Source organism: Streptomyces sp. NPDC085596, assembly GCF_044541565.1.
Taxonomy (GTDB): domain Bacteria; phylum Actinomycetota; class Actinomycetes; order Streptomycetales; family Streptomycetaceae; genus Streptomyces.
Genome location: NZ_JBITTC010000005.1, coordinates 452,160 through 478,600, shown reverse-complemented (window position 1 = coordinate 478,600; position 26,441 = coordinate 452,160). Strand labels below are relative to the sequence as shown.

Below are 26,441 nucleotides of genomic sequence, written 5' to 3'. Positions count from 1 at the left end.
CTACGCGCCGTGCAGGGCGGGTTCACTCGATCGGAGACAGAGGTATCGATTCGGCACGGGTCACCACGGGTACGGAGGCGGGACGACGCCCCGCCAGCGCGCAGCCCACGCACCCAAAATGCCCGCCGCGGGCCTGCGTGTCCCGCACCCGGAGCCGCCATTCCGCACGCGGCCGCACACCCGGAGGCTTGCCCCAGCCGGCGAGGTGCAGCACCCAGGTGACCAGCACGCTCGCCGCCACGATCACCGCTCCACCCACGAGAGCCGGAACGGACACCGTGCACACCCCCGCGCCCACGACACCACTGCCGATGGTGGCGATGGCGCACCCGGTCCACCCGGCGATCGTGTGACCCTCGTCGTACAGACTCATGGAACGGCCTCCTACAGGTCTCTCACACTCTAAGAAATTTACCTCTCTAATATCTCACGAACTAAGGAACCAAGGAAGATGGACGGCACGCCCCGCCCGGACGCGAGCCCGGCACAGGCGCTGACCGCGATGGACAACCTCATCGCCGCGCACCTGATCGGCCAGCAGGAGATGGCCCGGCGACTGGGCCTGACCGTCACCGACCTCACCTGCTTCGGCTTCGTCCTCCAGGCCGGCCCCGACCTCCTCACGGCAGGCGACCTCGCGTCCCGCGTCCAGGTGACGACGGGCGCGGTGACCGGAATCTTGAACCGTCTGGAGCGCGCCGGCTACGTAACCCGCCGCCCCGACCCGACGGACCGCCGCCGGGTCCGCGTGGCGGCGGTCCCGGCGGCGGTGTCCCGCGTGGAGGCGGCGTACGGCGCCCATTACGAACGCCTGATGACGTTGTTCGCGGACTACACCCCGGCCGAACTGGCCACCATCACGGACTGGTTCACCCGAGCGACGGCGTTGGCACACGAGTCGAGAGCGGAACTGTCGGCGGAGGAGGGGCACTGACGCGTCAAAGCGCGTCGACCCGCCAGGCAACCATCCCGGCAGCCCCCTCTGCTGCATCAACATCAACACGCCCCGTCCGCCCACTGATCCGCCGCTGCACGAGCGCCCCATCACGGCGCTGCCTGTAGCGCTCCCCCAAGGCCGTCAACCCGAAGACGGTCCCTGGCGCTGCGCCCGGGCCCTCCCGCGATCAACACCTCATCCAACGATCCATGAGTCCCGAGTGTGGCCGCCGCGCCGAGGATCGCGATCGGTACCCCGGTGCATACACCGATGCCGATTGGATGGCGCGCGTAGAAGCGCTGGGATCAAGGCGGTGGTTGCTGTCCGCCGAGCATCCGGTCTATGGACCAGAAGGCGCGCTTGAGTTTGTCCTGGAGGGCGGGCACGGTGCGGAGAGGGTCAACTCAAAGACTCAGCCAAGCGTCAAGCAGCCGGGACTGGAGCGCCAGTTTGGAAGATCGCGTATGCGGATGCGGCTTGAGCTGGAAGTCGGGTGACCTGAGCTTTCTCGGCCTCTGCCTCTGACTCCCCGCTGTTCCCCCTCGCGCTCTGTCCCTCCGGGCACGCCAAGGGCACGCTTGGCCGGCTCCGGGGAGGGTTGTGGCTGAGACCATCAGCTATGCCCGGCCGGGTAGGCAGTGAGCAGAGGGTGTGCCAAGATTCCGCTCCGGAGCCGGAGGGTCAATCATGAGCTCGTACGTTGCCGCGCTGCTCGGCTCGATGGCACTACTCGCCACCTGCGGGGCAATCGCCACCCTTGGTTGGGGCTGGCTGCCGCCGTGGTTGCGAAGCCGGATCCTCCGCCCGGCTCTCTTCGGTTGGGCGCAGCTCACCATGACTGCCGCACTTGTCACTCAGCTGGTTGGCGGCTTGCTGATAAGGAGGCCAGACATCCACTTCGCGGTGACGATGTCCGGCGCTGGTGTGATGCTGCTCGCCATCGGGTTGATCGGACAGGCTCAGCGCCAACCGTTGCGCCGTTGATCCTCTCCCTGGTGCGCTGTATCGCGCGGGCGGCGGAGTCTGAATGGGCGAGTCAAGCACCGCTGGGTGCGCTCAGTAGCCGAAGAAGTGCGGGGCCGGCTCTCTGACCTGCGGGCTTGTTGACGATTAACGCTGCGAACTGCAACTTGGCTGTCGGTGGTTGTCAGCGGGGGCAAGGGGTGCCGTTCCCGGCTGCAGGTTTATGGGGACGTGCGTGGAGCGCTTCCGTTCCGTACGCCATCGACCCAGTTCGTTGAAAGCGCCGCGATCAGGGCCAGGCCCCGACCGTCCTCGTCGTCGGACTTCGGTGTGCACGGCTCGGGCAGCGCACGGGAGAAGTCCGCGACGGCCACCCGGACCGTGCCGGGGGTGATGCGTTCCACCACTACGCGGATGGACTCCCGCCGGGCATGCCGCACGGCGTTGGCCACCAACTCCGAGACGATCAGCGCGCCGTCCTCAGTCAAGTCGGTCAAGCCCCATGCGGCGAGTGCGACGCGTACCAGGCGCCGCGCGACGGCTGCACTCTCGCGCCTGCGTGGCAGGGTCTCGCTGTAGCCGGGGTGCCCAGTCTCCCGAGCCCGCGTCGTAGGTTGCGGCATGTCGGTCTGCTTCCTCAGATCGGCCAAGCTCCGGGGCCGTTCGCGCGGTCGCCGGAGCGCTGTGCGTTCAGGTAACCGGGGAGCGTGATCGGGCGGAGGAGCCAACCAGGGGGCCAGGGAGGGGCCACACTGAGTTCGGAAGGGGGCTGCATGAGCAACACCACCCAGCGACGCCGGGAGTTCGGCGCCTATCTCGCCAGGCTGCGGCGGCACTCCGGCCGCTCTCAGCCGCAGTTGGCCGCGGCGCTGTGCGTCGCGTCGGGGACGCAGTCCATCACCCGCAACGAGGTCTCCCGGTGGGAGCGTGGCGCCCGTGTCCCGGACACCTGGCTGCCGTTCCTGGCCGCCGTCTTCGGGGTGCCGCTGTGGGAACTGGAACAGGCTGCCGCCTACGCTCGGGGCGACACCCTGGCCGCCCTTCCAGGGGTCGCGGCCACCCTGGCGGACCTGATGCGCAATGGAGATGCCCTGGAGCCCTTGGCGGCCCCCTGCGGGCGGCGGATCGGCGCCACTACCGTGGAGGGCCTGACGGCTCGCGTGCACGGCCTCCGGCTCGCCGACGACGTGCTGACCGGCGGCGACCTGATCGCTCCCGCCTTCCGCGAACTGCGGGCGGCCGTCCGGCTGTACCGCGAGTCCGAGCACTCCGAGAACACCGGCCACGGCCTGCTGACGCAGATCGGGGAGCTGGGGCAGATCGCCGGGTGGATCGCCTCGGACGCAGGGCGTGGCACGGAGGCGGAACGGGTGTACCGGCTCGGTATCTCTGCGGCGCGGCAAGCCGGGGATGGAGTGCTCGTGGCACAGCTCGCGGGCAGTCTCGGCTACCACTTGTCGAACAACGGCCGGGAGCGCGAGGGCCTGCAGCTGACGCAGGCGGCCGTGGCGGAAGCCGGACCGGACGCACCGGCCGTGACGCGCGCCCTGTTCCTCGACCGCTTGGCGTGGGCGCACACCCTCGCCGAGGAAGCTCAGCCGGCCCTCCGCGCACTCGGCAAAGCGCACGCGGCCATGAACACCACGGACGGTCCGCCGGCGCCGTCGTGGGCATACTGGGTCAGCCACGAAGAGCTGGAGATCATGGACGCGCGGGTGTTCACCGAGCTGCGGCGGCCCCTGCGCGCGGTGCCGCTCCTCCAGGACGTGCTGGGACGCTACGACGCCACTCATGCCAGGGAAGTAGCGCTGTACCGGTCGTGGCTGGCGATGGCACTGGCCGACGCCAACGAACCCGAGCAGGCCGCCGAAGAAGCCCGGAAAGTCATCGACACATCGGGAGACCTGTCCTCGGAGCGCACGGCGACGCGGGCCCGCGCCGTGCTACACCGGCTGAAGGAATACGAGGACGTACCCGAGGCGCGCGAGGTGCTGACCGACTACGGCCATCTGCTGCTCGCCTGACCCCGACGACTGAGCCAAACGCAAGAAGCCCCGGATTTCTCCGGGGCCTCTTCACTGTGCACTCGGCAGGATTCGAACCTGCAACCTTCTGATCCGTAGTCAGATGCTCTATCCGTTAAGCTACGAGTGCTTGTTCTTTTGTTTTTGTCTCCGTTTCCCTGGCCTTTCGGCCTGTCCCGGCGACAGGAAGAACATTACATGACTGCCGCCGCCATGTGAAATCCGTTCCCCGCACCCTGCCTGACCTGCGGAAACGTCGAAACCTAGATCGAACACAGGGGGGCGGAAGCCACCCCGGGAACGCCGAAGCCCCGGTCCATGTGGACCGGGGCTTCGGATCAGGGGCGGAGGCGGAGGGATTTGAACCCTCGATGGGCTTTAAAACCCAAACCGCATTAGCAGTGCGGCGCCATAGACCGGACTAGGCGACGCCTCCAGCACAACCACTCCCGCGAGCGCGCGATTGGTGCGTGCAGATGATGACACAGGTAAGCGCGGTGTCACCAATCGCCCCCCACGGTACTAGGCGGGATGCCCGCAGGGCAAAGGGCTTCTCCCGGCGAGGCGCGAGCAAGGTCCACGGGCGGTCTCGCAGGTGGGCGCAACGTCCGGCGAGAGTGCGCGTTGGGGTGGGTATGAGTGCTCTCCCGCGGCGCGGCATCGCGTCCCTCGCCGTCTCCCTCCTCTGCGCCCTCGCCGCCGCCCCGGCCGACGCGGCCCCTGCCGCCACCCTGGCCCACACGACCCCCGCCATGCCCGCGCCCCCGCTCCCCGAGGACCGCACCGGCGATCACCTCACCCTCGTCGTACACGGCGCCGGGGCCGGACGGGACGGCGTACGGCAGCTCTTCTGCCATCCCGACGCCGGCGATCACCCCGAACCCGCAGCCGCCTGCCGCGCCCTCGACGAGAACACCCGCTGGGGCCAGGGCACCTTCGCCCCGGTCCCCCCAAACAGCATCTGCACCATGATCGACGGCGGCCCCGCCACCGCCCACGTCACCGGCTACTGGGCCGGCCGCCCCGTGGACGCCGACTTCAGCCGCCGCAACGGCTGCGAGATCGCCCGCTGGGACCGGCTCGTGCCCTTCCTTCCGAGCATGGGTTCGTAGAGATCCCCGTAAGAAATCCCCGTAAAGGTCCCGCGAAGGTCTCACGGAGTCGTTGCGCGGTCGGGTCGTACCGGCACCGTGGGCCGGGCAGAGGGATCGACAGCGGGCCGGAGTGCACGTCAGCGGCAAGTCGGGGGCCGTTGAAGGCGACCCGTGGTGGGATGCGGGCATATGTTCGGCGTCACTTCGTCGTGGTACCTCCCTCCCATCCGGCGCCGTGTGCGCGAGCGGAGCCCTTAGACTCCCTCGCGTGACACCCCGCGGGCGGATTGGCAAGATGGCCCGAGCGGTCGGCAAGGTGCGGTAACAGGGAGGAAGCGTCTCGTGAGCAGCAGGCCATCCCGAGGCGCTGCTCGCCTCGCAGCCATACTCGACGCCCTGCCCGACGCGTTGCTCCTGGTCAACGCCAACGGCACGGTCGTCAACGCCAACACCATCGCCCTGGAGGCGTTCGAGGCACCCGGTACGGCGCTCGTGGGGCGGGGCCTGCTCGATCTGCTGCCGCAGTTCGACTCCAAGCTCATCCCCGGCTCGATGCGCCGCCCCGACCACATGGACCCGCACGGCCGGACGAAGCCGACGCGGATGGTCGCGCGGCGCACGGACCGGACCGAGTTCCCGGTCGAGGTCACCAGCGCGAACCTGGAGAACCCCCAGCAGGCGTACGACGGTTCGGCCTACACCGGTGACGAGCTGCTGATGCTCGTCGTGCGGGACCTGTCCGGGACCGTGGACACCGAGGCGGAGCTGGCCCGTTCGCAGCGGCAGACCGAGATGATCCTGCGCGCCGCCTCCGAGGGCGTCGTCGGCACGGACACCGACGGCCGGGTCGTACTCGTCAACCCCGCCGCCGCGCAGATCCTCGGCTACCGCGCCGGTGAACTGGGCGGCAAGGAGCTGCACACCCTCGTCACGCACTCCCGCGCCGACGGCTCCCCCTTCCCGTACGACGAGTCCCCGCTCGCCGACACCCTGCGCTCCGGGCGCAAGCACCGGGTGCGCGGGCAGGTGCTGTGGTCCAAGAGCGGTGCCGAGGTCTCCGTCGACCTGACCACCGCCCCGGTGCGCGACGGCGACCAGCTCGTCGGCGCCGTCATGACCTTCACCGACCGGCGTCCCTACCAGATGCTCGCCGACGAGAAGGAGGCGCTGGAGAAGGCGCACGCCGAGGAGCTGGAGCGGCTCGCCGAGGAGCACGCCGCCGACCTGACCGAGCTGCGCCAGAAGCACGCCACCGAAGTGGAGGAGCTGACCGAGCGCGATGCCGCCGAGCTGACCGGGCTGCGCGAGAAGCTCCAGGAGGAACTGGCCGCGGGCGAGGAGCGGTACGCCGCCCTCGGCGAACGCGAGAAGGACCGGTACGAGGCCCTCGCCGGCCGCCACGAACAGCTCCTCACCCTCCTCGCCACCTCCCTGCGCGGCCCGCTGGACGAGCTGCGCCGCGAACTGGCCGCCCTCGCCGCCGACGACGCGGGCCAGCTGTGGCCCGAGGCCAACCAGGTGCTGCACCACCTCTCGGCCGGGTACGCCCGCATCACCGCCCTCATCGACAACGTCCTCGGCTTCCAGCGGCTGGACTCCGGCACGGAGGACATCAGCCGGACCAAGGTGATGCTGGACGCGGTCGTCGCGGCCGGTGTCGACGGGGCCGTGGAGCTGATCGGGCCGGGACGCGTGCAGTTCGCCGTGCACGCGCCGCCCATCGAGGCCGAGGTCGACCCGCAGCGGCTCGCCACCGCGCTCGCCCACCTCGTGGCGGACGTCGCGGGCGTGGACGCCACCGGCAACGCGCCCGTGTCGGCGGCCGGTTACCTGGACAACACCGTCGTGGTCGCGGCCGCCCAGCGCGGCGAGGTCGCGCGGATCGAGGTGCGCGGGCCGTACACCGGCGGCGACCCGGTGCACGAGCCGATCGTGCGCGGCATCGTCCGGGCACACGGAGGTGTGCTCCAGACACATGAGGTGCCGGGCATGAGTGGGCGTGCCTATGTCCTCGAAGTGCCGCTGGGCGGCGGCGCCGGTACGGTCGCCGCGCGCGTCCCGGACCCGCGCGAGGCCGTGTCGACCGGCGCAGAGGTCGCCCTCGTGGGCGAGCAGGGCGGCCGGCGGCGGGCGCGGCGGTCGTCGACCGACGCGTTCCTGGAGAGCGAGGTGGCGGGCGCGGACGCGGCCGACGCACCGGGTGCTCCCGCGCCCACCGGCCGGCGCCGTCGGCGGGGCGCCCCGGCGGCCGAGGAACTGGCGCCGGCCGCGATCGAGAGCGCGGAGCCGGGTTCCAGCGGCACCGGACGGCGGCGCGGGCGCCCCGCCGAGATCGCGGACGCCTCCGGCGACGGGACGGCCGCCGAGGGCGCCGTGCTGACGGCGGCGGAGCACGCGGCCGGAACCGCCGCTTCCAACACGGGACTTGGCGGCGCGGTGCCGCCGCAGGGCGTACCGGTTCCCGCCGGGAACAGTGCCTGGCACGACTCCGGCGAACCGCGGGCCGCGCTGCCGCCCGCGCTGCCCGCCGCCGGAGGCCAGCCGGCTCCGGGCGCGGAGGACGACCCGTCCGAGGACGCCCACCCGACCGGCCGGCGCCGCCGCGCGCTGGCCGCCGCCGCCGAGCGTGCCGCCGCGCAGGACACCGGCACGCGTACGGTCTTCGCCCTGCCGCCGGCCGAGGCCGACCGGACACCGGAGCCCGAGGCGCCCGGTGTGCGCGTCGGTCCGATTCCGGGGGCTCCGGCGCTGGGTATGGCGCCGGGTGCGGGTACGGCCGCGGGTACGGGGGCTGCTCCGGGGATGGCCGTGGGTTCCGCTCCGGTCCCGGCCCAGGGTGCGGTTCCTCAGGGTGCGGGCATGGTTCCGGCTCAGGGTGCGGCTCCCGCCTCGGCGCCGGGCGCCGGTCCGGCCGGTGCGCCGGGTACGGGCATGGTCCCGGTTCCGGGTGCGGTTCCCGCTCCCGCGCCGGGTACCGCCATGGGTACGGGTTCGGCTCCGGGCATGGTTCCCGCCGCGGGCCCGGCCCCCGCCCCGGGTATGCCGACGGCTCCCGCCCCGGCCCAGTCCGCCCCCGTACCCCCGCAGCCCCAGCCCCCCGCCGACGGCGTTCCGGGCGACGACGGGCGGCACGACGCCGTGCCCGTGGACCAGTCCGAGGACCACACGCCTCCGCAGCCGCATCCCACCACCGCGCCCACCGGCAGGCGCCGCCGGGCCGTGGCCCAGCCCGCGCAGGCCGAGCCGGGGATTCCGGCGCAGGGCGCGCCCGGTGCGGGCATCCCCGCGCAGGCCGCTCCCGGCCAGCCGCTGCCCGTACCCGCGCAGGCGACCGCGCCCGAGGCGGCCGTACCAGCGCAGCCACTGCCCGCCGAAGCCGCGCCCGCTGCGGCGGCTCCCGCCCCGGCTGCTGCCGCTCCGGCGGCGCCGGTACCGCAGCCGTGGCCCGACGACGAGGACGACGACACGGCGGGCGCGGGCCTGCCCGGCGCCGCGCTGCCGCCGCAGTTCACGCCGCAGCAACAGCCGCGTGCCGCACAGCCGTTGCCCGCCGAGGCGCCGGGTACCGCCGACTCGGGCTCCACCCAGGGGCGCGCGATCAGTGTGCGCACGCTGGGGCAGGGCGTGCCGTTCGTGCGGCAGGCCGCGCAGGTGCAGCAGCCGACCGCGACCCCGCCGCCGCACGCCACCAACGGCAGCGGACGGCGCCGCAAGCTGGGCACCCCGCCCGCGCGCCCGGAGGCGCAGCCCGAGGCGGGCGCCCGTCCGCACCCCGAGGCCGCGCCGACGCCCGCGCAGCCGCGCCGGGCCCCGGCCACCGAGGGCGCCGGACGGTCGTACGCCATAGGGGCTCCGGACGCGAACGCCGCCGAGGGGCCCGAGCCGCTGGACGGGCCGGGCGGTGCCGTGGAGGTCGCGGACACCCCGCGCCCGCAGCCGATGGACGACGAGCTGCCCCCGGAGCCGCTGGACAACCCGCGCCGGCTGCTGGTGTGGCCCGCGCCGGACGTGACGACGTCGGAGGCGCTGAGCAGCCGCGGCTACCGGCCGGTCGTCGTGCACTCGCGCGAGGAGGTCGACGCGCAGATCGCGGCGTTCCCCGCCGCGCTGTTCGTGGACCCGCTGACCGGCCCGATCACCCGGACCGCGCTCCAGTCGCTGCGTCAGGCGGCCGTCGCCGCCGAGGTGCCGGTGCTGGTGACGGCCGGGCTCGGCCAGGCGAGCCGCGAGGCGGCGTACGGCGCCGATCCGGCCGTGCTGCTGAAGGCGCTGGCGCCGCGTGACAGCGAGCAGCATCCGCCGCGGGTGCTGCTGATCGAGGAGCACGCGGAGATCGCGCTGGCGCTGACCGCCACGCTGGAGCGGCGCGGGATGCAGGTGGCGCGGGCCGCGAGCGACAACGACGCGGTGACGCTGGCGGGGCAGTTCCGGCCGAACCTCGTGGTGATGGACCTGATGCAGACCAAGCGCCGCCAGGCCGGGATCGTGGACTGGCTGCGCGCCAACGGGCAGCTCGACCGGACCCCGCTGGTCGTCTACACGGCCGCGGTCGACCAGGCGGACCTGCCGAAGCTGGCGTCGGGCGAGACGGTGCTGTTCCTCGCGGAGCGCTCCACCAGCGACGAGGTGCAGAGCCGGATCGTGGACCTGCTGGCGCGGATCGGCACCAACTGACGGACGGCCGGGGCCCGATGGGATCCCGGCCGCCTGCCCGTTCAGAGCCGGGTGACGTCCAGCTCGCCGTCCGCGTACCGCCTGCGCAGCACCTTCTTGTCGAACTTGCCGACGCTGGTCTTCGGGACCGTCTCGACGATCGTCCAGCGCTCGGGGAGCTGCCAGCGGGCGATCCCGCACTCCTCGGCGAGGAAGACGCGCAGCGCCTCGAAGCCGACCTCCGCGCCCTCCTTCAGCACGACGGTGGCGAGCGGCCGCTCGTCCCACTTCTCGTCCGGCACGGCGACCACGGCGGCCTCGGCGACGTCCGGGTGGGCCATCAGGGCGTTCTCCAGCGCGACCGAGGAGATCCACTCGCCGCCGGACTTGATGACGTCCTTGGCGCGGTCGGTGAGGGTGAGGTAGCCGTCGGGGGAGATGGTGCCGACGTCGCCGGTCTTCAGCCAGCCGTCCACGCTGAACTTGTCGTCGGGGCGCAGGGGTTCGGCGTCGGGGCCGTTGTAGTAGGAGCCCGCGATCCAGGGGCCGCGCACCTCCAGCTCGCCGGCCGACTCGCCGTCCCAGGGGAGGCGTTCGCCGCCGGGGCCGGTGAGGCGGGCCTCGACGGAGGTGGGGAAGCGGCCCTGGGTGAGCCGGTAGGCGAACTCCTTCTCGGTGCCGACCGCGTGGGCGGGCGGCCGGGCGACCGTGCCGAGCGGGGAGGTCTCGGTCATGCCCCAGGCGTGGCAGACGCGCATGCCGAGTGCGTCGAACGCCTCCATCAGGGAGGGCGGGCAGGCCGCGCCGCCGATGGTGACCTGGGTGAGGGAGGAGACGTCCCTGGGGTGGACGCCGAGTTCGGCGAGCAGGCCCTGCCAGATGGTGGGGACGGCGGCCGCGTGCGTCGGACGCTCGGCCTCGATCATCTCGGCGAGCGGCACCGGCTGGAGGAAGCGGTCCGGCATGAGCAGGTTGACGCCGGTCATGAACGCGGCGTCCGGCAGGCCCCACGCGTTGACGTGGAACTGCGGGACGACCACCAGCGAGGTGTCCTGGTCGGTCAGGCCCATCGACTGGGTCATGTTGACCTGCATGGAGTGCAGATAGACCGAACGGTGGCTGTACACCACGCCCTTGGGGTCACCGGTGGTGCCGGAGGTGTAGCACATGGCGGCGGCCCGGCGTTCGTCCAGCTCGGGCCAGTCGTAGTGCTCCGGGCGGCCGGCGAGCAGCTCCTCGTACTCGTGCACGCGCGCGGTACCCGCCGCGAGCGGGGCGCGGTCGCCGGGGCCGGCCACCACGATGTGCTCCACGGTGGGCAGCTGGGACAGCAGGGGCGCGAGGAGCGGGATCAGCGAGCCGTTGACGATGATCACACGGTCGGCGGCGTGGTTGACGATCCACGCCAGCTGCTCGGCGGGCAGCCGCAGGTTGAGGGTGTGCAGCACGGCGCCCATGGACGGGATGGCGAAGTACGCCTCGACGTGCTCGGAGTTGTTCCACATGAGAGTGGCGATCCGGTCGTCGTCCCGCACCCCGAGCTCGTCCCGCAGGGCGTGCGCGAGCTGCGCCGAGCGGCTGCCGATCTCGGCGAAGGTCCGCCGGTGCGGCTCGGCCTCGCCGGTCCAGGTGGTGATCCGCGACGATCCGTGCACGGTGGAGCCGTGGGTAAGAATCCTCGAGATCAGCAGCGGTACGTCCTGCATGGTGCTCAGCACGGCGGGCGTCCTCCCCGGCAGCGTTGCCTGTACGGAAGTAGAGTCGCGCTGATTCTGCGCACATACCGCGCGGTATGTCACTAGGGGGACCGAAACTCAGCGCCGTGTCCCATGTCTCTCAGCCGCCGCTCAGCGGGCCAGGCCCAGCTCGGGGTCCTCGCGGAGCTTGCCGAGGGCGCGGGAGACGGCGGACTTCACGGTGCCGACGGAGACACCGAGCAGCTCGGCGGTCCGGGCCTCGCTGAGGTCCTCGTAGTAGCGCAGGACGACCATGGCCCGCTGGCGTGCGGGCAGGCGCAGGACCGCCCGCCACATCGCGTCGCGCAGCGCCTGCCGCTCGGCCGGGTCGTCGGCGCCGGAACGCGGCTCGGGCTCGGGCAGCTCGTCGCAGACGTACTCCTCCACCCGGCGTCTGCGCCACTGCGAGGTACGGGTGTTGAGCAGCGCGCGGCGCACATAGCCGTCGAGCGCCCGGTGGTCCTCGATGCGCTCCCAGGCGACGTACGTCTTGGCGAGCGCGGTCTGGAGCAGGTCCTCGGCGTCGCTCGGGTTGGCGGTCAGCGAGCGGGCGGTGCGCAGCAGGGCGGGGTGGCGGGCGCGGACGTAGGAGGCGAAGGAGGGGTACAACGAGGTGCCGGTCGGCGCGAGCCGGGGGTGGGGAAGAGTCTGCCGCGCTGGTGCGGCGGCGGCCGAGGCGCTGGTGCAGACGGGTGCGGTCATGACTCCACGCTAGGAGCGGGCGCGGCGCCGGGGATCGGCCGGAGGTCCCGAAGCCGGGTCCGCCTCAGGTTGTAGGGGTGGGGTTCGCCGGACCTCCTGAAGGTGGAGTGGACCTCCACCCGGCCTGGGGGTTCTCCCGGAGGGGTTCCCGGACCGGGTGCAGGCACACGTACGGCATGGACCCGGGCGGGCGTACGACATCGGCGCGGCGGCACCGAAGTGCCGGCCGCGCCGATGTCATGACCCCGAAGCACACCCCGGCGGAGCCCCTCCCCAGGGACCCCGCCCCCGGCTCACCGGAGAGGTCCGCGGTGACTGCTTGCCATCTCTTCCTCCAGAACCAACTACGGCTTGAGTCAGGTCAGTTGGCCGACCATCCCGACTCGCTTGTACGACGTCGCACCCGAGTACTGCCCGCCGCACTCCGCCCCAATCTCTCCAGAGGCCCCAATTACCACGCAAGCGTGATGACAAGTCGATAAACCCCCATCGCTACTTTTCTTCCCCCTTCTCCTCGGATCGGACATCCACGCCCCCTTCCCTTACTCGAACGCGTGTACGACCATGGAGGTATGGCCACCTCCGACCGGCAGGCCAGAACGCCGGCCCTCGCGCACGCGCTGTCGGCCGCCGAGCGCGGACTGGCCGTCATCCCCCTGTCCCGGAGAAAGCTCCCGGCCCTGCGCTCCCCGCACCGGGCCGACCCCGCGCATCCGCCCTGCCACGGTGAGTGCGGCCGCTTCGGGCACGGTGTGCACGACGCCTCCGCGGACCCCGCCCGCGTGCGCGCGCTGTTCGCCGCCGCGCCCTGGGCCACCGGCTACGGCATCGCCTGCGGCCTGCCCCCGCACCAGCTGATCGGCGTCGACCTGGACACCAAGCCCGGCACGGACTCCCCGGCCGCGCTGCGCGCCCTGGCCGTGCGGCACGGGTTCACGATCCCGGAGACGGTCGTCGTCCTCACCCCGAGCGGCGGCCGCCACCTGTGGCTGACCGGCCCGCCGGACGTGGCCGTCCCCAACTCGGCGAGCCGACTGGCCCCCGGCATCGACATCCGGGGCGCCGGGGGCTACCTGGTCGGCCCCGGCTCGCGCGGCACCCGCGGCACGTACACGACGGCGCCGGGCACGGCCCGGCTCGGCCCGGCGCCCTGCCCATCGGCCCTGCTGGACCTGCTCCTGCCCCCGCCGCCCCGCCCGGCACGAGCGCCCTCCGCCGCCGGGGGCGCGGCCCTGGTCCACTTCGTCCGCATCGCGCACGAGGGCGAACGCAACGCCCGCCTCTTCTGGGCGGCTTGCCGGGCGTACGAACAGGGCATGGGTCCCACCCTGACCCCGCATCTCCTCGACGCGGCCCTGGAGACCGGCCTCCCGGAGCCCGAGGCCCGCGCCACGCTGGCCTCGGCGGCGCGGAGGGCGGGGGACGGGGCTTAGTGTCCAGAGCCCGTCTTCCGGATCTTGCCGGGGCCGCGAAGCGCAAGAAGCCACCGCCGGCCAGGAATGAACAGGAATGGAAGAGAGGCCCTAGTCCGGGGCCCCGGCCCGTGCCACGTCCCCCGCGGCTCGCACGAACTCCCGCACGCGCGCCGTCGTGTTCCCCGCCCGCCACACAGGTCCCCGCCGGATGGGCGGAGCGTCGCGCAGGGGCACGTACGCGATGTCCGGGCGGGGGTAGTAGCGGCGTGAGTGCTCGCCCACCGGGAGCACGCCGAGGCCCAGGGCGACCAGGGTCAGCATCTCGGAGAACGAGGTTCCGGCGGGGCCCTTCGGTATCGGGCGGCCCGAGGGGGTGCGGTCGGGGGTGCGGTCCCGTTTGAAGGCGGCGGAGGTGACCGCCGGGTACTGCACGACGGGGTGGTCCGCGAGCACTTCGAGCGACACGGACTCCTCGCCCGCGAGCGGATGCCCGGCCGGGACGGCGAGCACCCGCCCTTCCACGAGCAGGGGAGCCCCGCAGGCCATCCCGTCGAACGGGTACGAGGCGATCAGCACGTCCACCGAGCCGTCGAGCAGACCCGCGCGCGAGTCGGACAGCTGCGCCTCCCGTACGACGACCCGGCACTCGGGGTGCCGCTCGCGGAACAGCCCGACCGCCTTCAGCAGCGCGGGCGCGGTCCACTCCCCCAGGAAGGCGACGCGCAGCTCTCCGGTGATCCCGCGGCTGGCGTCGGCGGCCCGGCGGAGGGCGTCCGCCATGCCGTCGACCAGGGGAGCGAGGTCGTCGGCGAGCCGCTGCCCGACCGCCGTGAGCCGGACACTCCTGCTGTTCCGCTCGAACAGCGGGCCCCCGATCCGCCGCTCCAGCTTCCGGATCACCTGGCTGACCCGCCCGGTCGTGACGCCCAGCCGCTCGGCGGTCCGCCCGAAGTGCAGCTCCTCCGCGAGCGTCAGGAAGGACTCGATCTCGATCCGCTCCAGCATGCGCTCCCCCAGCGTTGAATCAGGCTCAACGACCGTAAGCCGATCAGCGCTTGATGGGGACCCGGTACCGGCGGATCGTAGAAGCGTCTCCACTCCCACCCCTCCGGAGGAAAAAGTGCCCGAGCTGCGCGTCAAGGCATTCGACCACCTGGTCCTCAACGTCGCGGACGTCGAACGCTCCCTCGGCTTCTACACGAATCTCCTCGGCCTGCACCCGGAGAACGTCGACGAATGGCGAGCGGGCAAGGCCCCGTTCCCCTCCGTCCGCATCACCCCGGACACGATCATCGACATCGTCGCGGGCCCGCGTTCCGAGTCCAACGTCGACCACTTCTGCCTGGTCGTGGACCCCCTCGACTGGACCGAGATCATCGCCTCCGGCCGCTTCACCGTCCTGGAGGGCCCGGTCCAACGCTCCGGCGCGCGCGGCGAGGCCACGTCGATCTACATCCAGGACCCGGACACCAACAGGATCGAGCTGCGGTGGTACCCGGAGGACGCGGGGGCGTAGCACCGGGCACGCAGAAGGGGCGCCCCGTTGCCGGGGCGCCCCTTCTGTCTCCTACCTCTGCGGAGGCGGTGGGATTTGAACCCACGGTGACATCGCTGCCACGACGGTTTTCAAGACCGTTCCCTTAGGCCGCTCGGGCACACCTCCCCGCTTCGCCCACCTGGGGCGGAGCGGGTACAGCGTACCGGGAGCGGGGGCGGGGCGGGGGAGGGACCCGTCAGCTGTCGCCGACGCGGGAGCCGAGGGTCAGGTCGACGGTGTGCTGGTCGCCGCCGCGGGTGTAGGTGACCTTGACCTTGTCGCCGGGCTTGTGGGTCCAGATCTCGCCGATCAGGGTGGGACCGCTGTCGATCACCGAGTTGTCCAGCTTGATGATGACGTCACCGGGCTTGAGGCCGGCCTTCGCGGCGGGGCCGCTCGGCTCGACCGCGGCGGCGCCGCCCGTGCCCTGGTCCGTGATCTTCGCGCCGTCGGTGGAGTCCTCCAGGGAGACCGAGGCGCCGATCTTGGCGTACACCGGCTTGCCGGTCTTGATCAGCTGCTGGGCGACGTACTTGGCCTGGTTGATCGGGATGGCGAAGCCGAGGCCGATCGAGCCGGACTGGCCGGAGCCGAAGCTGCCGCCGCTGGTGGACTGGATGGCGGAGTTGATGCCGATCACCGCGCCGGAGGCGTTCAGCAGCGGGCCGCCGGAGTTGCCCGGGTTGATCGACGCGTCGGTCTGCAGGGCGCTCATGTAGGACGCCTTGCTGCCGGAGCTGCCGTCGCTGGAGGCCACCGGGCGGTTCTTGGCGCTGATGATGCCGGTGGTGACCGTGTTGGACAGCCCGAAGGGGGCGCCGATGGCGATCGTCTCGTCGCCCACCGCGACCTGGTCGGAGTTGCCCAGGGAGAGCGGCTTGAGGTCGGAGGGGGCGTTCTTCAGCTTGACGACGGCCACGTCGTAGCCCTGGGCGTGGCCCACGACCTCGGCGTCGTACTTCCGGCCGTCCGGGAAGGTGGCCGACAGCTTGCCGCCGTCGACCGCCTCGGCCACCACGTGGTTGTTGGTGACGATGTGGCCCTGGGTGTCGAAGACGAACCCGGTGCCCGTGCCGCCCTCGCCGCTGTTGCTCTCCGCCTCGATGGTCACCGTGCTGGGCAGCGCCTTGGAGGCCACGCCCGCGATCGTGCCAGGCGCCCGCTTGACCTGCGAGGCGCCGTTGTCGGCGGCGGTGACGGTGGTGGAGCCCTGGCCGTCGTTGTCCTTGGCCAGGGTGTAGCCGAGGCCGCCGCCCAGGCCGCCCGCGACCAGCGCGGCCACCAGCACCGCCGCGATCAGCCCGCCGCGCCCGCCGCCGGCCGGCTTGGGCGCCGGCTGCTGGTAGGTGGCACCCCAGCCGCCGCCCGCCCCGCCCGCGCCCGCCTCGCCGTAGCCCGGCGTACCGTGCGGCGGCGGGGGCGGCCAGGCGCCCTCGGGGGCGCCGTAGGACTGGGTGGCGCCGGGTCCGTACGGATGCTGCTCCGGCGGGCCGGGGGGCACCGGCGGAAGCTGAGCCGTCGCGCCCGCGCCGGGCATGCCGCCCTGCGGGGAAGCAGCGGGAGATGCCACCGGCACAGGAGGTGCGGACGGGGCCGGGGGTACCGCGTTGCCCTCGTTCTCGGTGCTCACAGCTCTTCTCTCCTCGATCCACGGCTGATGTCGTCGGTCGCGCTCGGTCGCACCCGATCATGCTCGGTCGCCACCGGTCGCGTCGCGTCGTATACGGGTCGCGTCGGTCCATGGTCGGTCATGCCCGTGGCCGCGTGCACGCCCGTCGCCCGAGACGCGCGGACCGGCGCGACAGGGCCGCGCATGGTCCCGTGTGTGTTCCTGTTGTACGCACTCAGCTTTTCCCACGGGCCGTCAGGGCACCGTAAGCGGTCCCTGTGGGATCGTGGGCACTCTTTATATAAGACTTCTCAGGCAAAAGTGAGATAAGTATGCGCGGAAGCCCGCCCGATGGCGCGCTCCTCCCTGGCGCATGCCCGCTCGCGCGCCCCGCACAACCCCACGTCGGTGGCACCATGACGCGGTGACCCACGCACCACACCACACCATCCAGGTCGTCGCCCACCGTGGAGCCTCCGAGGACGCGCCCGAACACACCCTCGCCGCCTACCGCAAGGCCATCGAGGACGGCGCGGACGCCCTGGAGTGCGACGTACGGCTCACCGCCGACGGGCATCTGGTCTGCGTCCACGACCGCCGTGTGAACCGCACCTCCAACGGCCGCGGCGCCGTCTCCGCGCTGGAGCTGTCCGACCTCTCGGCCCTCGACTTCGGCTCCTGGAAGGGCCGCGCCGGCCGGGACGAGGAGCCCGACTGGGAGCACCGGCCCGAGGACCGCGAGGAGACCTCGGTGCTCACCCTGGAACGCCTGCTCCAACTGGTCGCCGACGCGGGGCGCCGGGTTGAGCTGGCCATCGAGACCAAGCACCCCACCCGCTGGGCCGGCCAGGTCGAGGAACGGCTGCTCGCCCTGCTGCGCCGGTACGGGCTGCACGCCCCCGCCTCCCCCGAAGCCTCCCCGGTCCGCGTGATGAGCTTCTCCGCCCGCTCCCTGCACCGGGTGCACGCCGCCGCACCGACCCTGCCCCTGGTGCTCCTCGCCCAGTTCGTCACGCCCCGGCTGCGCGACGGCCGGCTGCCCGAGGGCGTCACGATCGCGGGCCCCTCGGTCCGGATCGCCCGCAGCCATCCCGCGTACGTACGGCGGCTCAAGGAGGCCGGTCACCAGGTGCACGTGTGGACCGTGAACGAGCCCGCGGACGTGGACCTCTGTGTCGAACTCGGTGTCGACGCCATCATCACCAACCGCCCGCGCGAGGTGCTGAGCCGCCTCGGCCGCTGACGTCTAGCGCCCTCGGGGAGTGCTCCGGCGCGTTCGCTCCCCGCGCGGGCGTTGCGAATGCGTCGCCGGAACGAGACTGGCCGGTTTCCGGTTCAGGCCAATGGGGCATCCACACCGTGGCGTGGGGCGAAGGAGGTCTCGGGGGTGGCGTTGGTGGTGGCACAGGAAGTGCCCGCGTCGTCGAGCATGGCCGTACCTCATGGCCCTGCGGGCGTGGGGAACGCGAGACACCGGATGCGTGCGCAACTGCGCGGCGGCGGGGTCCCGGAACCGGTCGTGGACGACGCCGTACTGATTCTGTCGGAGCTGCTGAGCAACGCGTGCACCCACGGGCGCCCGCTGGGCGGGGCCCGGGCCGGGGACGGCGCGGTGCGCGCGGCCTGGCGCGTCGACCCGCGCGGACGGCTCATCGTGGAGGTGACGGACGGCGGCGGCCCGACCCGCCCGGCTCCGGCCACCCCCTCGGTCACCGCGCACGGCGGCCGGGGCCTGAGCATCATCGACGCGCTCGCCGACGACTGGGGCGTTCGGGACGAGGTGCCGGGCGAGGTGACGGTCTGGGTGGTGGTCCACGCGGACGTGCACGATCCCGATGCCGGCGGCCCGCGCGAATCTTTCGCTACGCGCGTCACCGCCGCCCCGCCGGTCGCCGCGCTGGCCGAACTCGGCTTCACGGACGCCTTCGAGGGCCTGGGCTGAACAGGCGCGGCGGAAAGGGGGGTTGTCCACAGACGCGTACGGCCCCCGCCCCCGTTGTCCACAGGTTCCCGTCGCTCGTGGCCCGAACGGCTAGGCTCCCGCCCGTACGAGACCAGCCGTAACCGGGAGACAGCCACGATGGCCAAGAAGCGACCCCAGACCAAGGGCCAGCGCCCGCAGCCGCACGGGGCCGAGGGCGAGGTTCCGGTCGTCGGCGCCCGCGAGGCGTGCCCCTGCGGCAGCGGCCGCCGCTACAAGGCGTGCCACGGCCGGGCGGCCGCGCACGCGGTGACCGAGCTGGTGCAGCGCCCGTTCGAGGGCCTGCCGAGCGAGTGCGACTGGGTGGCGCTGCGCGAGCTGGTCCCGGCCGCCACCGTCGAGCTGACCCTGAAGGGCGGCCTGCCCGAGGACGTCCCCTCGGTCACGCTGGCCACCGTGCTGCCGATGGCCTGGCCCGCGCTGCGCCGCGACGACGGCTCGGTGCTGCTGGGCCTGCAGAACGACACCGCCTCCGGCGACATCAGCCGCGACCTCGCCGACACGCTCCAGCGTGCCCTGGTCGCCGAGCCGGGCACCCCGGTGGAGGGCCGCCGGGCCCCCTCCGACGCGCCCCGCCTCCAGGACCTGCTGGACGCCGACGGTGCCTTCGAACCGGTCGTGCACAGCGGCTTCGAGTTCTGGGTGCCGGACACGGAGAACGCCACGCCGGAGGTGGCCGCCTCCCTGGAGCGGGCCAACTCCGCCGCGATCCCCACGGTGAAGCTGTCGGGCGTGGACGCCGCGTACTGGTGCGAGACCCCGGAGAAGAACCACCTGCGCTGGGTCATGCCGCACGAGGAGGAGCACCTGCTGGACGCGCTGGCCCGGCTGCACGCGGCGGGCGGTTCCAGCCTGGGCGAGGGCACCCGGCTGGTCGGCTCCTTCCGCGCGCACGGTCTGACCGTGCCGGTGTGGGACCTGCCGAGCGGGGTCGGCGCCGAGGAGATCGAGAAGCCGGCGGCGGAGTTCGCCGAGCGGCTGGCCGCGGCCCTCGCGGTGACCGAGCCGCTCACCCCGGAGGAGCGCCGGGCGCGTGGCGGTCTCACCAACCGGCAGGTCACCCTCAGCTGACCCCGGCCGAAGCCGTGCGGAACGGGTGACTCCTGTCACAACTCCTCGGCGTGACAAGCGAATCGGTGTCCGAATGGGCCGGACCGAATTTGCGAACCGCAGATCTCTTGTTACCGTTCGAGTAGCCCGGTTGCTGGTGCATCCCCCGTCGCCAGCAACCGGGCCTTTCCATGCCCGCACCCTGTGGCGTCAGCCGTAGCTGATCCTCAACTACCGTTCAAAGCAACGGAGTTGCTGCCCGAGCGGAGCAGTAGCGGGCCTTCGGCTCCGCCCGCGAACTCGGAGACGGCCGTGTAGGCGGCCACCGTGCCCCGCGTGCGCTCACGGGGTGTCTCACAGGTGGCGGGAGCGTCGTCCGCCCCGGTGGCGCACGTCGTGCGCACGGCCCGGCCGTCCGGCCCCAGCAGACTCAGGTCCGCGTCCACGGCCTCGCCCGTGGTGTTGCGGTAGTACACCCGCGCCCAGGTGTCACCGCCCCGCGTCAGCACACAGGTCTGCGCCTCCAGCCCGTCCGGCGAGGCGAGTTCGGGTCCGCAGCGGGCGGTGGTGATCCGGGCCGGGGAAGGGTCCACCGAAACCGACGTCGAAGCCGACGGCACGCGCGAAACCCCGGCCCGCGCGGGCGCACGCCCCTCCGCGGCCGCCCGGTCCGCCCCGTCCACCGGTCCGGCCGACGCCACGGTCAGCGGCAGCAGCAACGCGGCCGCCACGAGGGCCGCCAGTACGGAGGTGCGGAGCGGTCCGGCTACCGGCCCGTCCACGCGGGACCGGTGATTTCGCAGCATGGCCGGAAGATAACGAGCGCACACGGCCGTCCGGCCCCGCTTGCCCCCGACACCCCTACAACTCGGGCGCGCTCACACCCGTACGAGTGAGGGTTTCGACCACCGCGTCCAACACGGCCTCCACATCGGGCACCCACGGGGAGGCGGAGCCGGGCAGCGGGGCGCGCTCCCAGCGGACCTCGCCCTGGCCGGTCGTGGAGGGCGGGAGGGCGAGGTAGCCGCCCTCGCCGTGGAAGCGGAGCGAGCCGGGGACGAAGTCCTTGGCGTACAGCAGTTCGCCCAACTGCTCCATGGAGTAGGGCTTCACAAGGATCGCCCAGCGGTGCGGCGCGGCGACGACCGGTCCGAGCCGCATGCCGCGCCGGTCGAGCAGCGCGAGCGCGCGGGCCCCGGCGGCGGCGGGCAGGCTGACCGCGCAGGGCGCCTGGCCACCGGTGGCGAGGACGATCGGCGCGTCCGGCCGGCTGGTCCACCACCAGCGCACCATGCGGGCGTCGGTCGTGGCCGCGAGCAGATCGGGGTCACCGGGGTGGGCGCCGGGCACCGTGCATCCGGGATCGGGGCAGGAGCAGCCCGCCGGGCCCTGCGGGTCGGGGGCCGCGCCCGGCAGTACGGGCCACCGCCACGTCGCCGCGAAGGTCGAGGCCGCGTCGATCAGCTCCGGGCCGTCGTCGCCCCGCCGGGGCGGCAGTCCGCGTCGCCTTCCGAGGATCTCGCGCATGTGCGCTCGTTCCTTTCCGTTGCACCGCTGGCAACACCGTGGACATCACAACATGTGTGGATCACTTCACTGTGCGTACCTGTTGGCGCATCACGCCCCCGCGTACCGCGAGGGGAACCCCCAGGGGTGGAGCATCCGCCGCGTCCGACGTGCGGTTCTTCAGGAGCACGGACACGGCACGGGGGTGGCGAAGTCTGGCGTTTTGCCGTCGCGCGTGTTTCTCTCCGCCTCCGCCACGGGAGGATGGGGCTCGGCCGTCGATGGTTATGACGTCCGAGTCCTTCGCCAGGTTCCGGGCGGCCTCCGGCCACCCCTGGTCTTCTCTCGAGTACGTACCCAGCACGGCCGTGGTGACGCTCCGTCGAGCAGGGCCAGTCGACCGCAATGAAGCTCCACCTGAGGCAGTTTCAAGCCAACTTGCCAGTAAGGCAAGGGGTTCCGCGCAATCCCCCTCCGGCCCCACCAACACCAGGAATCCCCGCAGGACAATGCTGGACATCCCCTCACGAGTGCGTGTACATGTGGAGACACTGCTAGCGGCGCAGAATCACATGGGGGTTTGCGATGCTTTTCAGTAAGACGCACCGGTCCGAGAGCCGGACACCATGAACGCCCCTCACCCTCCGAAAGTGGCCGGAATCGATCCCACGGTTCCCACTCCGACCCACACTGTCGCGCCCGCACCCCCCGCCCAGGAAGCCGGTCCCGCACCGGACGCCCCGGCAGGCACCCCACCCCCCGCCGCCGCCCCGGACGCCCCCGGCAGCCTGCTCCAGGACCGGCTGGCCGGCTGGGTCTCCGACCTCACCACCCTCCATGAGCTGACCGAGCGGATGTGCGGAACATCCGTCCTGCAAGCCGCACTTGAGGAACTCCTGCGCGCCGGTGCCGCCCTCGTGGGCGCCCGGCGCGGCCTGGTCGCGCTGGAACCCGGCGACGGACTCGGCCCCCGCACCACCGTCGGCCACGGCCTCGGCCGCGCCGACCTCGGCCACCTGGAGACCGTCCCGCGCGAAGCCCTGCTGACCAGCACCGCGGATCTCCTCGCCGAGCCCGGCCTCGACCCCCGCCACCGCGAGGTCGCCGCCCGCCTCGGCTACTCCGCCGGCTACGCCCTGCCCCTGGCCACCGACAACGCCCGCCTCGGCACCGCCGTCTGGCTCTACGACGAACCGGCCGCACCCGACGAACACCACCGACATCTGATCGGCCTCTACCTCCGCCAGGCCGCCGAACACCTCGCCCTGCTGCTGGAGGTGGAGCGCACCCGCGCCTACGCGGCGACCCTCACCGGGGAACTGCTGCCCTCCCGGCTCCCCCGGCTCCCCGGCGTCCAGCTCGCCGTCCGGCACCGCACCGGCCCGCGCGGCGGCGGCGACTGGTACGACGCGCTGCCGCTGCCCGACGCCGCCCTCGGCCTCTCCGTGGGTTCGGTCACCGGCAGCGGGCCCGGCGCCGTCGCCGCGATGGGCCGGCTCCGCGCCTCCCTGCGGGCCTACGCCGTGATGGAGGGCGAGGACCCGGTCGCGGTCCTGTCCGACCTGGAGCTGCTGCTGCGGCTGACCGAGCCCGCCCGCTCGGCCACCGCCCTGTTCGCCTACTGCGAGCCCGCCGCACGCCGGATCACCCTGGCCGGCGCCGGGCACAGCCCGCCGCTGCTGATCGGGGAGCGGCGCACCGAGTACGTCGAGACCTCCCTGTCCGCCCCGCTCGGCATGCTCGCCTGCTGGGAGGCGCCCAGCGTGGAGTTCCGCGTCGAGCGCGAAGAGACGGTTCTGCTCTACACCGACGGGCTGCTGCGCCGTACCGGTGAGGCCATGGACCGGGCCTTCGCCCGGCTGCACTCGGCCGCGGCGAGCGTGCCGCGGGCCCTGCGCGGCGACCCCGGCGCCGTCGCCGACCACGTCCTCGCCACCCTCCTGCCGGGGGACACCGCCCGCGGCGACGAGGACGTGGTGCTGCTGGCGGCCCGCTTCGACTGAGCGTCACCGGTATGAGCACGACCGGTCCGGTTTCGGTACGAACGTACGATGATGGAGGCACCCCTGCTCGGGCATGGACGCGAGCGCCGCGTGCCCCATGGGGGGAGACCACACGCCGTACCGAGGAGGATCAGTGTCCGACGAGCTCAACCCGGCCGTTTCCGACGAGGCCGCCACCGAGGCCGAGGAGCCCATCAAGCAGCGCAAGAACGGTCTCTACCCCGGTGTCTCCGACGAGCTGGCGGAGAACATGCGCTCCGGCTGGGCCGACACCGAGCTGCGTGACCTGGAGCCGGTCCCGCAGGCCGCCGAGACCGCGCGCCGCCGCGCCGCGCTGTCCGCCCGCTTCCCCGGCGAGCGCCTGGTGATCCCCGCGGGCAACCTGAAGACCCGCTCGAACGACACCGAGTACGCCTTCCGCGCCTCCACCGAGTACGCCTACCTCACCGGCAACCAGAGCGAGGACGGCGTCCTGGTCCTGGAGCCCGTCACCGCCGGCGGCCACCGCGCGACCATCTACCTGCTGCCCCGCTCCGACCGCGAGAACGGCGAGTTCTGGCTCTCCGGCCAGGGCGAGCTGTGGGTCGGCCGCCGCCACTCCCTCACCGAGTCCGAGGCGCTGTACGGCATCCCGGCCGCCGATGTCCGCGAGCTGGCCGGCGCGCTGCGCGAGGCCACCGGCCCGGCCCGCGTGGTGCGCGGCCACGACGCCGGGATCGAGGCGGCCCTGACCGACAAGGTCACCGCCGAGCGCGACGAGGAGCTGCGCGTCTTCCTCTCCGAGGCCCGCCTGGTCAAGGACGAGTTCGAGGTCGGCGAGCTGCAGAAGGCCGTCGACTCCACCGTGCGCGGCTTCGAGGACGTGGTGAAGGTCCTCGACAAGGCCGAGGCCACCTCCGAGCGCTACATCGAGGGCACCTTCTTCCTCCGCGCGCGCGTGGAGGGCAACGACATCGGCTACGGCTCGATCTGCGCCTCCGGCGCGCACGCCTGCACCCTGCACTGGGTGCGCAACGACGGCCCGGTCCGCTCCGGCGACCTGCTGCTGCTCGACGCGGGCGTGGAGACCCACACCCTCTACACCGCCGACGTCACCCGCACCCTCCCGGTCGACGGCACGTACACCGACATCCAGCGCAAGATCTACGACGCGGTGTACGAGGCCCAGGAGGCCGGCATCGCGGCGGTGAAGCCCGGCGCCGGGTTCCGCGACTTCCACGACGCCTCCCAGCGCGTGCTCGCCGAGAAGCTGGTGGAGTGGGGCCTGGTCGAGGGCCCGGCCGAGCGCGTCCTGGAGCTGGGCCTCCAGCGCCGCTGGACCCTGCACGGCACCGGCCACATGCTCGGCATGGACGTCCACGACTGCGCGGCCGCCCGCACCGAGAGCTACGTCGACGGCACCCTGGAGCCCGGCATGGTCCTCACCGTCGAGCCCGGCCTGTACTTCCAGGCCGACGACCTGACCGTGCCCGAGGAGTACCGGGGCATCGGCGTCCGGATCGAGGACGACATCCTCGTCACCACCGACGGCAACCGGAACCTCTCGGCGGGCCTGCCGCGCCGCTCCGACGAGGTCGAGGCGTGGATGGCGTCGCTCAAGGGCTGACGACACACCGATGGCCGGGCATCCCCAGCGGGTGCCCGGCCATTGCTGTCCGCCGGCTCAGGCCGTGAGCAGCGAGGGGTCCTTCTTCCACTTCAGGATCTTGTCGAAGCTGACCACGGTGCCGGTGCGGCCCGGCCGGGCGCCGATGTGGACGTGGTCGGCCAGCTCCCGGATCAGACACAGGCCCCGGCCGTCCTCGGCGTCCACGCGGGCCATCCGGATGCCCAGGGCCGGGGCGGGCGCGACACCGGGGCCGGAGTCGGCCACCTCGATGCGGCACTTCTCACCGTCCAGATAGGCGGTCACCCGGTACGCCTCCGAGCGCTCCCCGCGCGCGGTGCCGCCGTGCTCCACCGCGTTGGCACACGCCTCGGTCAGGGCAACGGAGATGTCGTAGGAGACCTCGGGGTCGACACCGGCCGTCTCCATGGTGCCGATCAGCAGTCGCCGGGCGAGCGGGACGCTCGCGGCATCGCGGCGCAGATGGAGTGACCACCAGATGCTCATGCTCCAGCCTCCTGGCCGCGGCTCGACATACCGTTACCTATTGCCGCGCGTGAGCGCCCGTAAGCCCTCCGATGACGTGATGCCGCCCATATGGTCGATGTGCGCCGGGACGAATCGGGGTATGACGTACGGCCGGTGCGGCAGCGCGCGTCCCGGCGGTGGCGCGATCCGGCGGCCCTGCCTCGGGGGTGCGGCGGGCGCAGTGCGATGATGAGCCCCGCCATGAGTGCCCCTCACCCGCGCACGGCGCGACCCGGACCCCGTGTCCGGCTTCTGCGGGCCGCGGTCTTCGCCGCGGTCTGTGTCGTGCTGGCCGCCGCCGGGCACACCGTGGCCTCCTGCGTGAACGTCCCGCTGTGGACGCTCGGCGCCGGGTTCCTGGGCTCCCTGCTGGTCATGGCGCCGCTCGCCGGCCGCGCCCGCTCGGTGCCCGCCATCGCCGCGCTCCTCGCCCTCGGCCAGCTGGCCCTGCACACGCTGTTCGGCCTCGGCCAGCACACTGCGGCGACGGGCGGCGGTACCCCGATGGGCGCCATGGGGTCCATGGGGTCCATGGGCTCGATGGGCGCCGCGCACTCCGGTGCGGCGAGCGACGAGATGGTCCAGCGGGCCGCGCAGCTGCTGTGCGGGTCCGGCCCGGCCACCCTCACCCCCGGCCACGCCTACCGCCTGCTGCTCGACGCGCGCCTCATCGACGCCTCGGGCCGCTTCACGGACCAGGCACCGGCCGCTGGGCACGCCTACGACATGGCCGGTTCCCCGGCCACCTGGCTGCCCTCGCTGCCGATGCTTCTCGGCCACCTCCTCGCGGCCCTCGCCGTGGGCTGGCTGCTGCGCCGGGGCGACCTGGCCGTGCTGCGGCTGATCGAGCTGTCGACGCACGGGGTCGCGGAGGGCGCGCTCGTCCGCTCCCTGCGCGCCGCGCTCGCGCTGACCCGCGCCCTGTACGCCGGGCTGCTGCCCGCTACCGGGCCCGTCCCGCGTGTGCGCCGTACCGGCCGGGACGAGGCACCGGCCCCGCAGGCCGCGGCACTCCAGCACTCGGTGATCCGGCGCGGCCCGCCCGCCGACGCGTTCCGTCTCGCCGCCTGACGCGACCACCGCTCCCGTACGTACGA

At 72.9% G+C, this 26,441-nt stretch carries 22 protein-coding genes and 3 tRNA genes; 13 read left to right on the top strand and 12 right to left on the bottom strand.

The window, feature by feature from the left end; genetic code table 11:
• Nucleotides 1–22 precede the first annotated feature (22 nt).
• A complete protein-coding gene (locus ACIGA3_RS18275; RefSeq protein WP_399716440.1) occupies nucleotides 23–373 on the bottom strand; it encodes an HGxxPAAW family protein in 351 nt (116 codons plus the stop codon).
• 78 nt (nucleotides 374–451) lie between these two features.
• Between ACIGA3_RS18275 and ACIGA3_RS18270 the strand changes: the two genes are divergently transcribed.
• Nucleotides 452–934 carry a MarR family transcriptional regulator gene (locus ACIGA3_RS18270; RefSeq protein ID WP_399716437.1) on the top strand — a complete coding sequence of 161 codons (483 nt, stop codon included), beginning with the start codon at nucleotides 452–454 and terminating at the stop codon, nucleotides 932–934.
• 690 nt (nucleotides 935–1,624) lie between these two features.
• Nucleotides 1,625–1,921 (top strand): hypothetical protein, encoded by a 297-nt coding sequence (locus ACIGA3_RS18265; RefSeq protein ID WP_399716434.1) that lies wholly within the window; start codon nucleotides 1,625–1,627, stop codon nucleotides 1,919–1,921.
• A 200-nt stretch (nucleotides 1,922–2,121) separates the two neighbouring features.
• On the opposite strand, the gene ACIGA3_RS18260 is transcribed toward ACIGA3_RS18265, so the two are convergent.
• Nucleotides 2,122–2,523 (bottom strand): ATP-binding protein, encoded by a 402-nt coding sequence (locus ACIGA3_RS18260; RefSeq protein WP_399716431.1) that lies wholly within the window; start codon nucleotides 2,521–2,523, stop codon nucleotides 2,122–2,124.
• Nucleotides 2,524–2,673: 150 nt separating this feature from the next.
• Between ACIGA3_RS18260 and ACIGA3_RS18255 the strand changes: the two genes are divergently transcribed.
• Nucleotides 2,674–3,924: a helix-turn-helix domain-containing protein gene (locus tag ACIGA3_RS18255; protein WP_399716429.1), complete on the top strand. Its 1,251-nt coding sequence runs from the start codon at nucleotides 2,674–2,676 to the stop codon at nucleotides 3,922–3,924.
• A gap of 57 nt (nucleotides 3,925–3,981) precedes the next feature.
• Here the strand turns inward: ACIGA3_RS18255 and ACIGA3_RS18250 are convergent.
• Both ACIGA3_RS18250 and ACIGA3_RS18245 read right to left on the bottom strand, forming a co-directional pair.
• Nucleotides 3,982–4,054 (bottom strand) — tRNA-Arg (locus tag ACIGA3_RS18250).
• A 215-nt stretch (nucleotides 4,055–4,269) separates the two neighbouring features.
• A tRNA-Ser gene (locus tag ACIGA3_RS18245) sits at nucleotides 4,270–4,360 on the bottom strand.
• 199 nt (nucleotides 4,361–4,559) lie between these two features.
• Here ACIGA3_RS18245 and ACIGA3_RS18240 point away from each other — a divergent pair.
• On the top strand, nucleotides 4,560–5,036 hold the full coding sequence (locus tag ACIGA3_RS18240; RefSeq protein ID WP_399716426.1) for an SSI family serine proteinase inhibitor: 477 nt from the start codon (nucleotides 4,560–4,562) through the stop codon (nucleotides 5,034–5,036).
• Between the two features lie 324 nt (nucleotides 5,037–5,360).
• Nucleotides 5,361–9,692, top strand: a complete 4,332-nt coding sequence (locus tag ACIGA3_RS18235) for a PAS domain-containing protein (RefSeq protein ID WP_399716424.1) — start codon at nucleotides 5,361–5,363, stop codon at nucleotides 9,690–9,692.
• Nucleotides 9,693–9,733: 41 nt separating this feature from the next.
• On the opposite strand, the gene ACIGA3_RS18230 is transcribed toward ACIGA3_RS18235, so the two are convergent.
• On the bottom strand, nucleotides 9,734–11,389 hold the full coding sequence (locus ACIGA3_RS18230) for a long-chain fatty acid--CoA ligase (protein WP_399716421.1): 1,656 nt from the start codon (nucleotides 11,387–11,389) through the stop codon (nucleotides 9,734–9,736).
• Between the two features lie 129 nt (nucleotides 11,390–11,518).
• On the bottom strand, nucleotides 11,519–12,109 hold the full coding sequence (locus tag ACIGA3_RS18225; RefSeq protein WP_399716419.1) for a SigE family RNA polymerase sigma factor: 591 nt from the start codon (nucleotides 12,107–12,109) through the stop codon (nucleotides 11,519–11,521).
• A 572-nt stretch (nucleotides 12,110–12,681) separates the two neighbouring features.
• Here ACIGA3_RS18225 and ACIGA3_RS18220 point away from each other — a divergent pair.
• Nucleotides 12,682–13,542 carry a bifunctional DNA primase/polymerase gene (locus tag ACIGA3_RS18220; protein WP_399716416.1) on the top strand — a complete coding sequence of 287 codons (861 nt, stop codon included), beginning with the start codon at nucleotides 12,682–12,684 and terminating at the stop codon, nucleotides 13,540–13,542.
• Nucleotides 13,543–13,632: 90 nt separating this feature from the next.
• Here ACIGA3_RS18220 and ACIGA3_RS18215 read toward each other — a convergent pair whose 3' ends face one another.
• Nucleotides 13,633–14,529, bottom strand: a complete 897-nt coding sequence (locus ACIGA3_RS18215; protein ID WP_399716414.1) for a LysR family transcriptional regulator — start codon at nucleotides 14,527–14,529, stop codon at nucleotides 13,633–13,635.
• Between the two features lie 124 nt (nucleotides 14,530–14,653).
• Here ACIGA3_RS18215 and ACIGA3_RS18210 point away from each other — a divergent pair, with 124 nt between their 5' ends.
• Nucleotides 14,654–15,040 (top strand): VOC family protein, encoded by a 387-nt coding sequence (locus ACIGA3_RS18210; RefSeq protein ID WP_399716678.1) that lies wholly within the window; start codon nucleotides 14,654–14,656, stop codon nucleotides 15,038–15,040.
• Between the two features lie 60 nt (nucleotides 15,041–15,100).
• Here ACIGA3_RS18210 and ACIGA3_RS18205 read toward each other — a convergent pair.
• A tRNA-Ser gene (locus ACIGA3_RS18205) sits at nucleotides 15,101–15,187 on the bottom strand.
• A gap of 70 nt (nucleotides 15,188–15,257) precedes the next feature.
• Nucleotides 15,258–16,691 (bottom strand): S1C family serine protease, encoded by a 1,434-nt coding sequence (locus ACIGA3_RS18200; protein ID WP_399716412.1) that lies wholly within the window; start codon nucleotides 16,689–16,691, stop codon nucleotides 15,258–15,260.
• A gap of 403 nt (nucleotides 16,692–17,094) precedes the next feature.
• Between ACIGA3_RS18200 and ACIGA3_RS18195 the strand changes: the two genes are divergently transcribed.
• The 3 genes from ACIGA3_RS18195 (at nucleotide 17,095) to ACIGA3_RS18185 (ending at nucleotide 19,722) form a co-directional block, all read left to right on the top strand.
• On the top strand, nucleotides 17,095–17,913 hold the full coding sequence (locus ACIGA3_RS18195; protein ID WP_399716409.1) for a glycerophosphodiester phosphodiesterase: 819 nt from the start codon (nucleotides 17,095–17,097) through the stop codon (nucleotides 17,911–17,913).
• Nucleotides 17,914–17,970: 57 nt separating this feature from the next.
• A complete protein-coding gene (locus tag ACIGA3_RS18190) occupies nucleotides 17,971–18,612 on the top strand; it encodes an ATP-binding protein (RefSeq protein ID WP_399716408.1) in 642 nt (213 codons plus the stop codon).
• Nucleotides 18,613–18,750: 138 nt separating this feature from the next.
• Nucleotides 18,751–19,722, top strand: a complete 972-nt coding sequence (locus tag ACIGA3_RS18185) for a DUF5926 family protein (protein ID WP_399716405.1) — start codon at nucleotides 18,751–18,753, stop codon at nucleotides 19,720–19,722.
• A gap of 206 nt (nucleotides 19,723–19,928) precedes the next feature.
• On the opposite strand, the gene ACIGA3_RS18180 is transcribed toward ACIGA3_RS18185, so the two are convergent.
• Together ACIGA3_RS18180 and ACIGA3_RS18175 are read right to left on the bottom strand one after the other, a co-directional pair.
• Nucleotides 19,929–20,507 (bottom strand): hypothetical protein, encoded by a 579-nt coding sequence (locus ACIGA3_RS18180; protein WP_399716403.1) that lies wholly within the window; start codon nucleotides 20,505–20,507, stop codon nucleotides 19,929–19,931.
• Between the two features lie 55 nt (nucleotides 20,508–20,562).
• On the bottom strand, nucleotides 20,563–21,228 hold the full coding sequence (locus ACIGA3_RS18175; RefSeq protein ID WP_399716401.1) for a bifunctional DNA primase/polymerase: 666 nt from the start codon (nucleotides 21,226–21,228) through the stop codon (nucleotides 20,563–20,565).
• 605 nt (nucleotides 21,229–21,833) lie between these two features.
• Here ACIGA3_RS18175 and ACIGA3_RS18170 point away from each other — a divergent pair.
• The gene (locus ACIGA3_RS18170; RefSeq protein WP_399716398.1) at nucleotides 21,834–23,210 is read left to right on the top strand and encodes a PP2C family protein-serine/threonine phosphatase; all 1,377 of its coding nucleotides are present in this window, start codon (nucleotides 21,834–21,836) and stop codon (nucleotides 23,208–23,210) included.
• A 133-nt stretch (nucleotides 23,211–23,343) separates the two neighbouring features.
• Entirely contained in the window at nucleotides 23,344–24,816 is a 1,473-nt protein-coding gene (locus ACIGA3_RS18165; RefSeq protein ID WP_399716395.1) for an aminopeptidase P family protein, read from the top strand.
• A 57-nt stretch (nucleotides 24,817–24,873) separates the two neighbouring features.
• Here ACIGA3_RS18165 and ACIGA3_RS18160 read toward each other — a convergent pair whose 3' ends face one another.
• On the bottom strand, nucleotides 24,874–25,323 hold the full coding sequence (locus ACIGA3_RS18160) for an ATP-binding protein (protein ID WP_399716392.1): 450 nt from the start codon (nucleotides 25,321–25,323) through the stop codon (nucleotides 24,874–24,876).
• A gap of 222 nt (nucleotides 25,324–25,545) precedes the next feature.
• On the opposite strand from ACIGA3_RS18160, the gene ACIGA3_RS18155 reads away from it, so the two are divergent.
• Entirely contained in the window at nucleotides 25,546–26,415 is an 870-nt protein-coding gene (locus ACIGA3_RS18155; RefSeq protein WP_399716390.1) for a hypothetical protein, read from the top strand.
• Nucleotides 26,416–26,441 lie beyond the last annotated feature (26 nt).

What these genes read in the sequence shown, in the direction of transcription:
- ACIGA3_RS18275 (WP_399716440.1), bottom strand. Translation starts at nt 373, where the DNA reads ATGAGTCTGTACGACGAGGGTCACACGATCGCCGGGTGGACCGGGTGC.
- ACIGA3_RS18270 (WP_399716437.1), top strand. Translation starts at nt 452, where the DNA reads ATGGACGGCACGCCCCGCCCGGACGCGAGCCCGGCACAGGCGCTGACC.
- ACIGA3_RS18265 (WP_399716434.1), top strand. Translation starts at nt 1,625, where the DNA reads ATGAGCTCGTACGTTGCCGCGCTGCTCGGCTCGATGGCACTACTCGCC.
- ACIGA3_RS18260 (WP_399716431.1), bottom strand. Translation starts at nt 2,523, where the DNA reads ATGCCGCAACCTACGACGCGGGCTCGGGAGACTGGGCACCCCGGCTAC.
- ACIGA3_RS18255 (WP_399716429.1), top strand. Translation starts at nt 2,674, where the DNA reads ATGAGCAACACCACCCAGCGACGCCGGGAGTTCGGCGCCTATCTCGCC.
- ACIGA3_RS18240 (WP_399716426.1), top strand. Translation starts at nt 4,560, where the DNA reads ATGAGTGCTCTCCCGCGGCGCGGCATCGCGTCCCTCGCCGTCTCCCTC.
- ACIGA3_RS18225 (WP_399716419.1), bottom strand. Translation starts at nt 12,109, where the DNA reads ATGACCGCACCCGTCTGCACCAGCGCCTCGGCCGCCGCCGCACCAGCG.
- ACIGA3_RS18220 (WP_399716416.1), top strand. Translation starts at nt 12,682, where the DNA reads ATGGCCACCTCCGACCGGCAGGCCAGAACGCCGGCCCTCGCGCACGCG.
- ACIGA3_RS18215 (WP_399716414.1), bottom strand. Translation starts at nt 14,529, where the DNA reads ATGCTGGAGCGGATCGAGATCGAGTCCTTCCTGACGCTCGCGGAGGAG.
- ACIGA3_RS18190 (WP_399716408.1), top strand. Translation starts at nt 17,971, where the DNA reads ATGCGTCGCCGGAACGAGACTGGCCGGTTTCCGGTTCAGGCCAATGGG.
- ACIGA3_RS18185 (WP_399716405.1), top strand. Translation starts at nt 18,751, where the DNA reads ATGGCCAAGAAGCGACCCCAGACCAAGGGCCAGCGCCCGCAGCCGCAC.
- ACIGA3_RS18180 (WP_399716403.1), bottom strand. Translation starts at nt 20,507, where the DNA reads ATGCTGCGAAATCACCGGTCCCGCGTGGACGGGCCGGTAGCCGGACCG.
- ACIGA3_RS18175 (WP_399716401.1), bottom strand. Translation starts at nt 21,228, where the DNA reads ATGCGCGAGATCCTCGGAAGGCGACGCGGACTGCCGCCCCGGCGGGGC.
- ACIGA3_RS18170 (WP_399716398.1), top strand. Translation starts at nt 21,834, where the DNA reads ATGAACGCCCCTCACCCTCCGAAAGTGGCCGGAATCGATCCCACGGTT.
- ACIGA3_RS18160 (WP_399716392.1), bottom strand. Translation starts at nt 25,323, where the DNA reads ATGAGCATCTGGTGGTCACTCCATCTGCGCCGCGATGCCGCGAGCGTC.
- ACIGA3_RS18155 (WP_399716390.1), top strand. Translation starts at nt 25,546, where the DNA reads ATGAGTGCCCCTCACCCGCGCACGGCGCGACCCGGACCCCGTGTCCGG.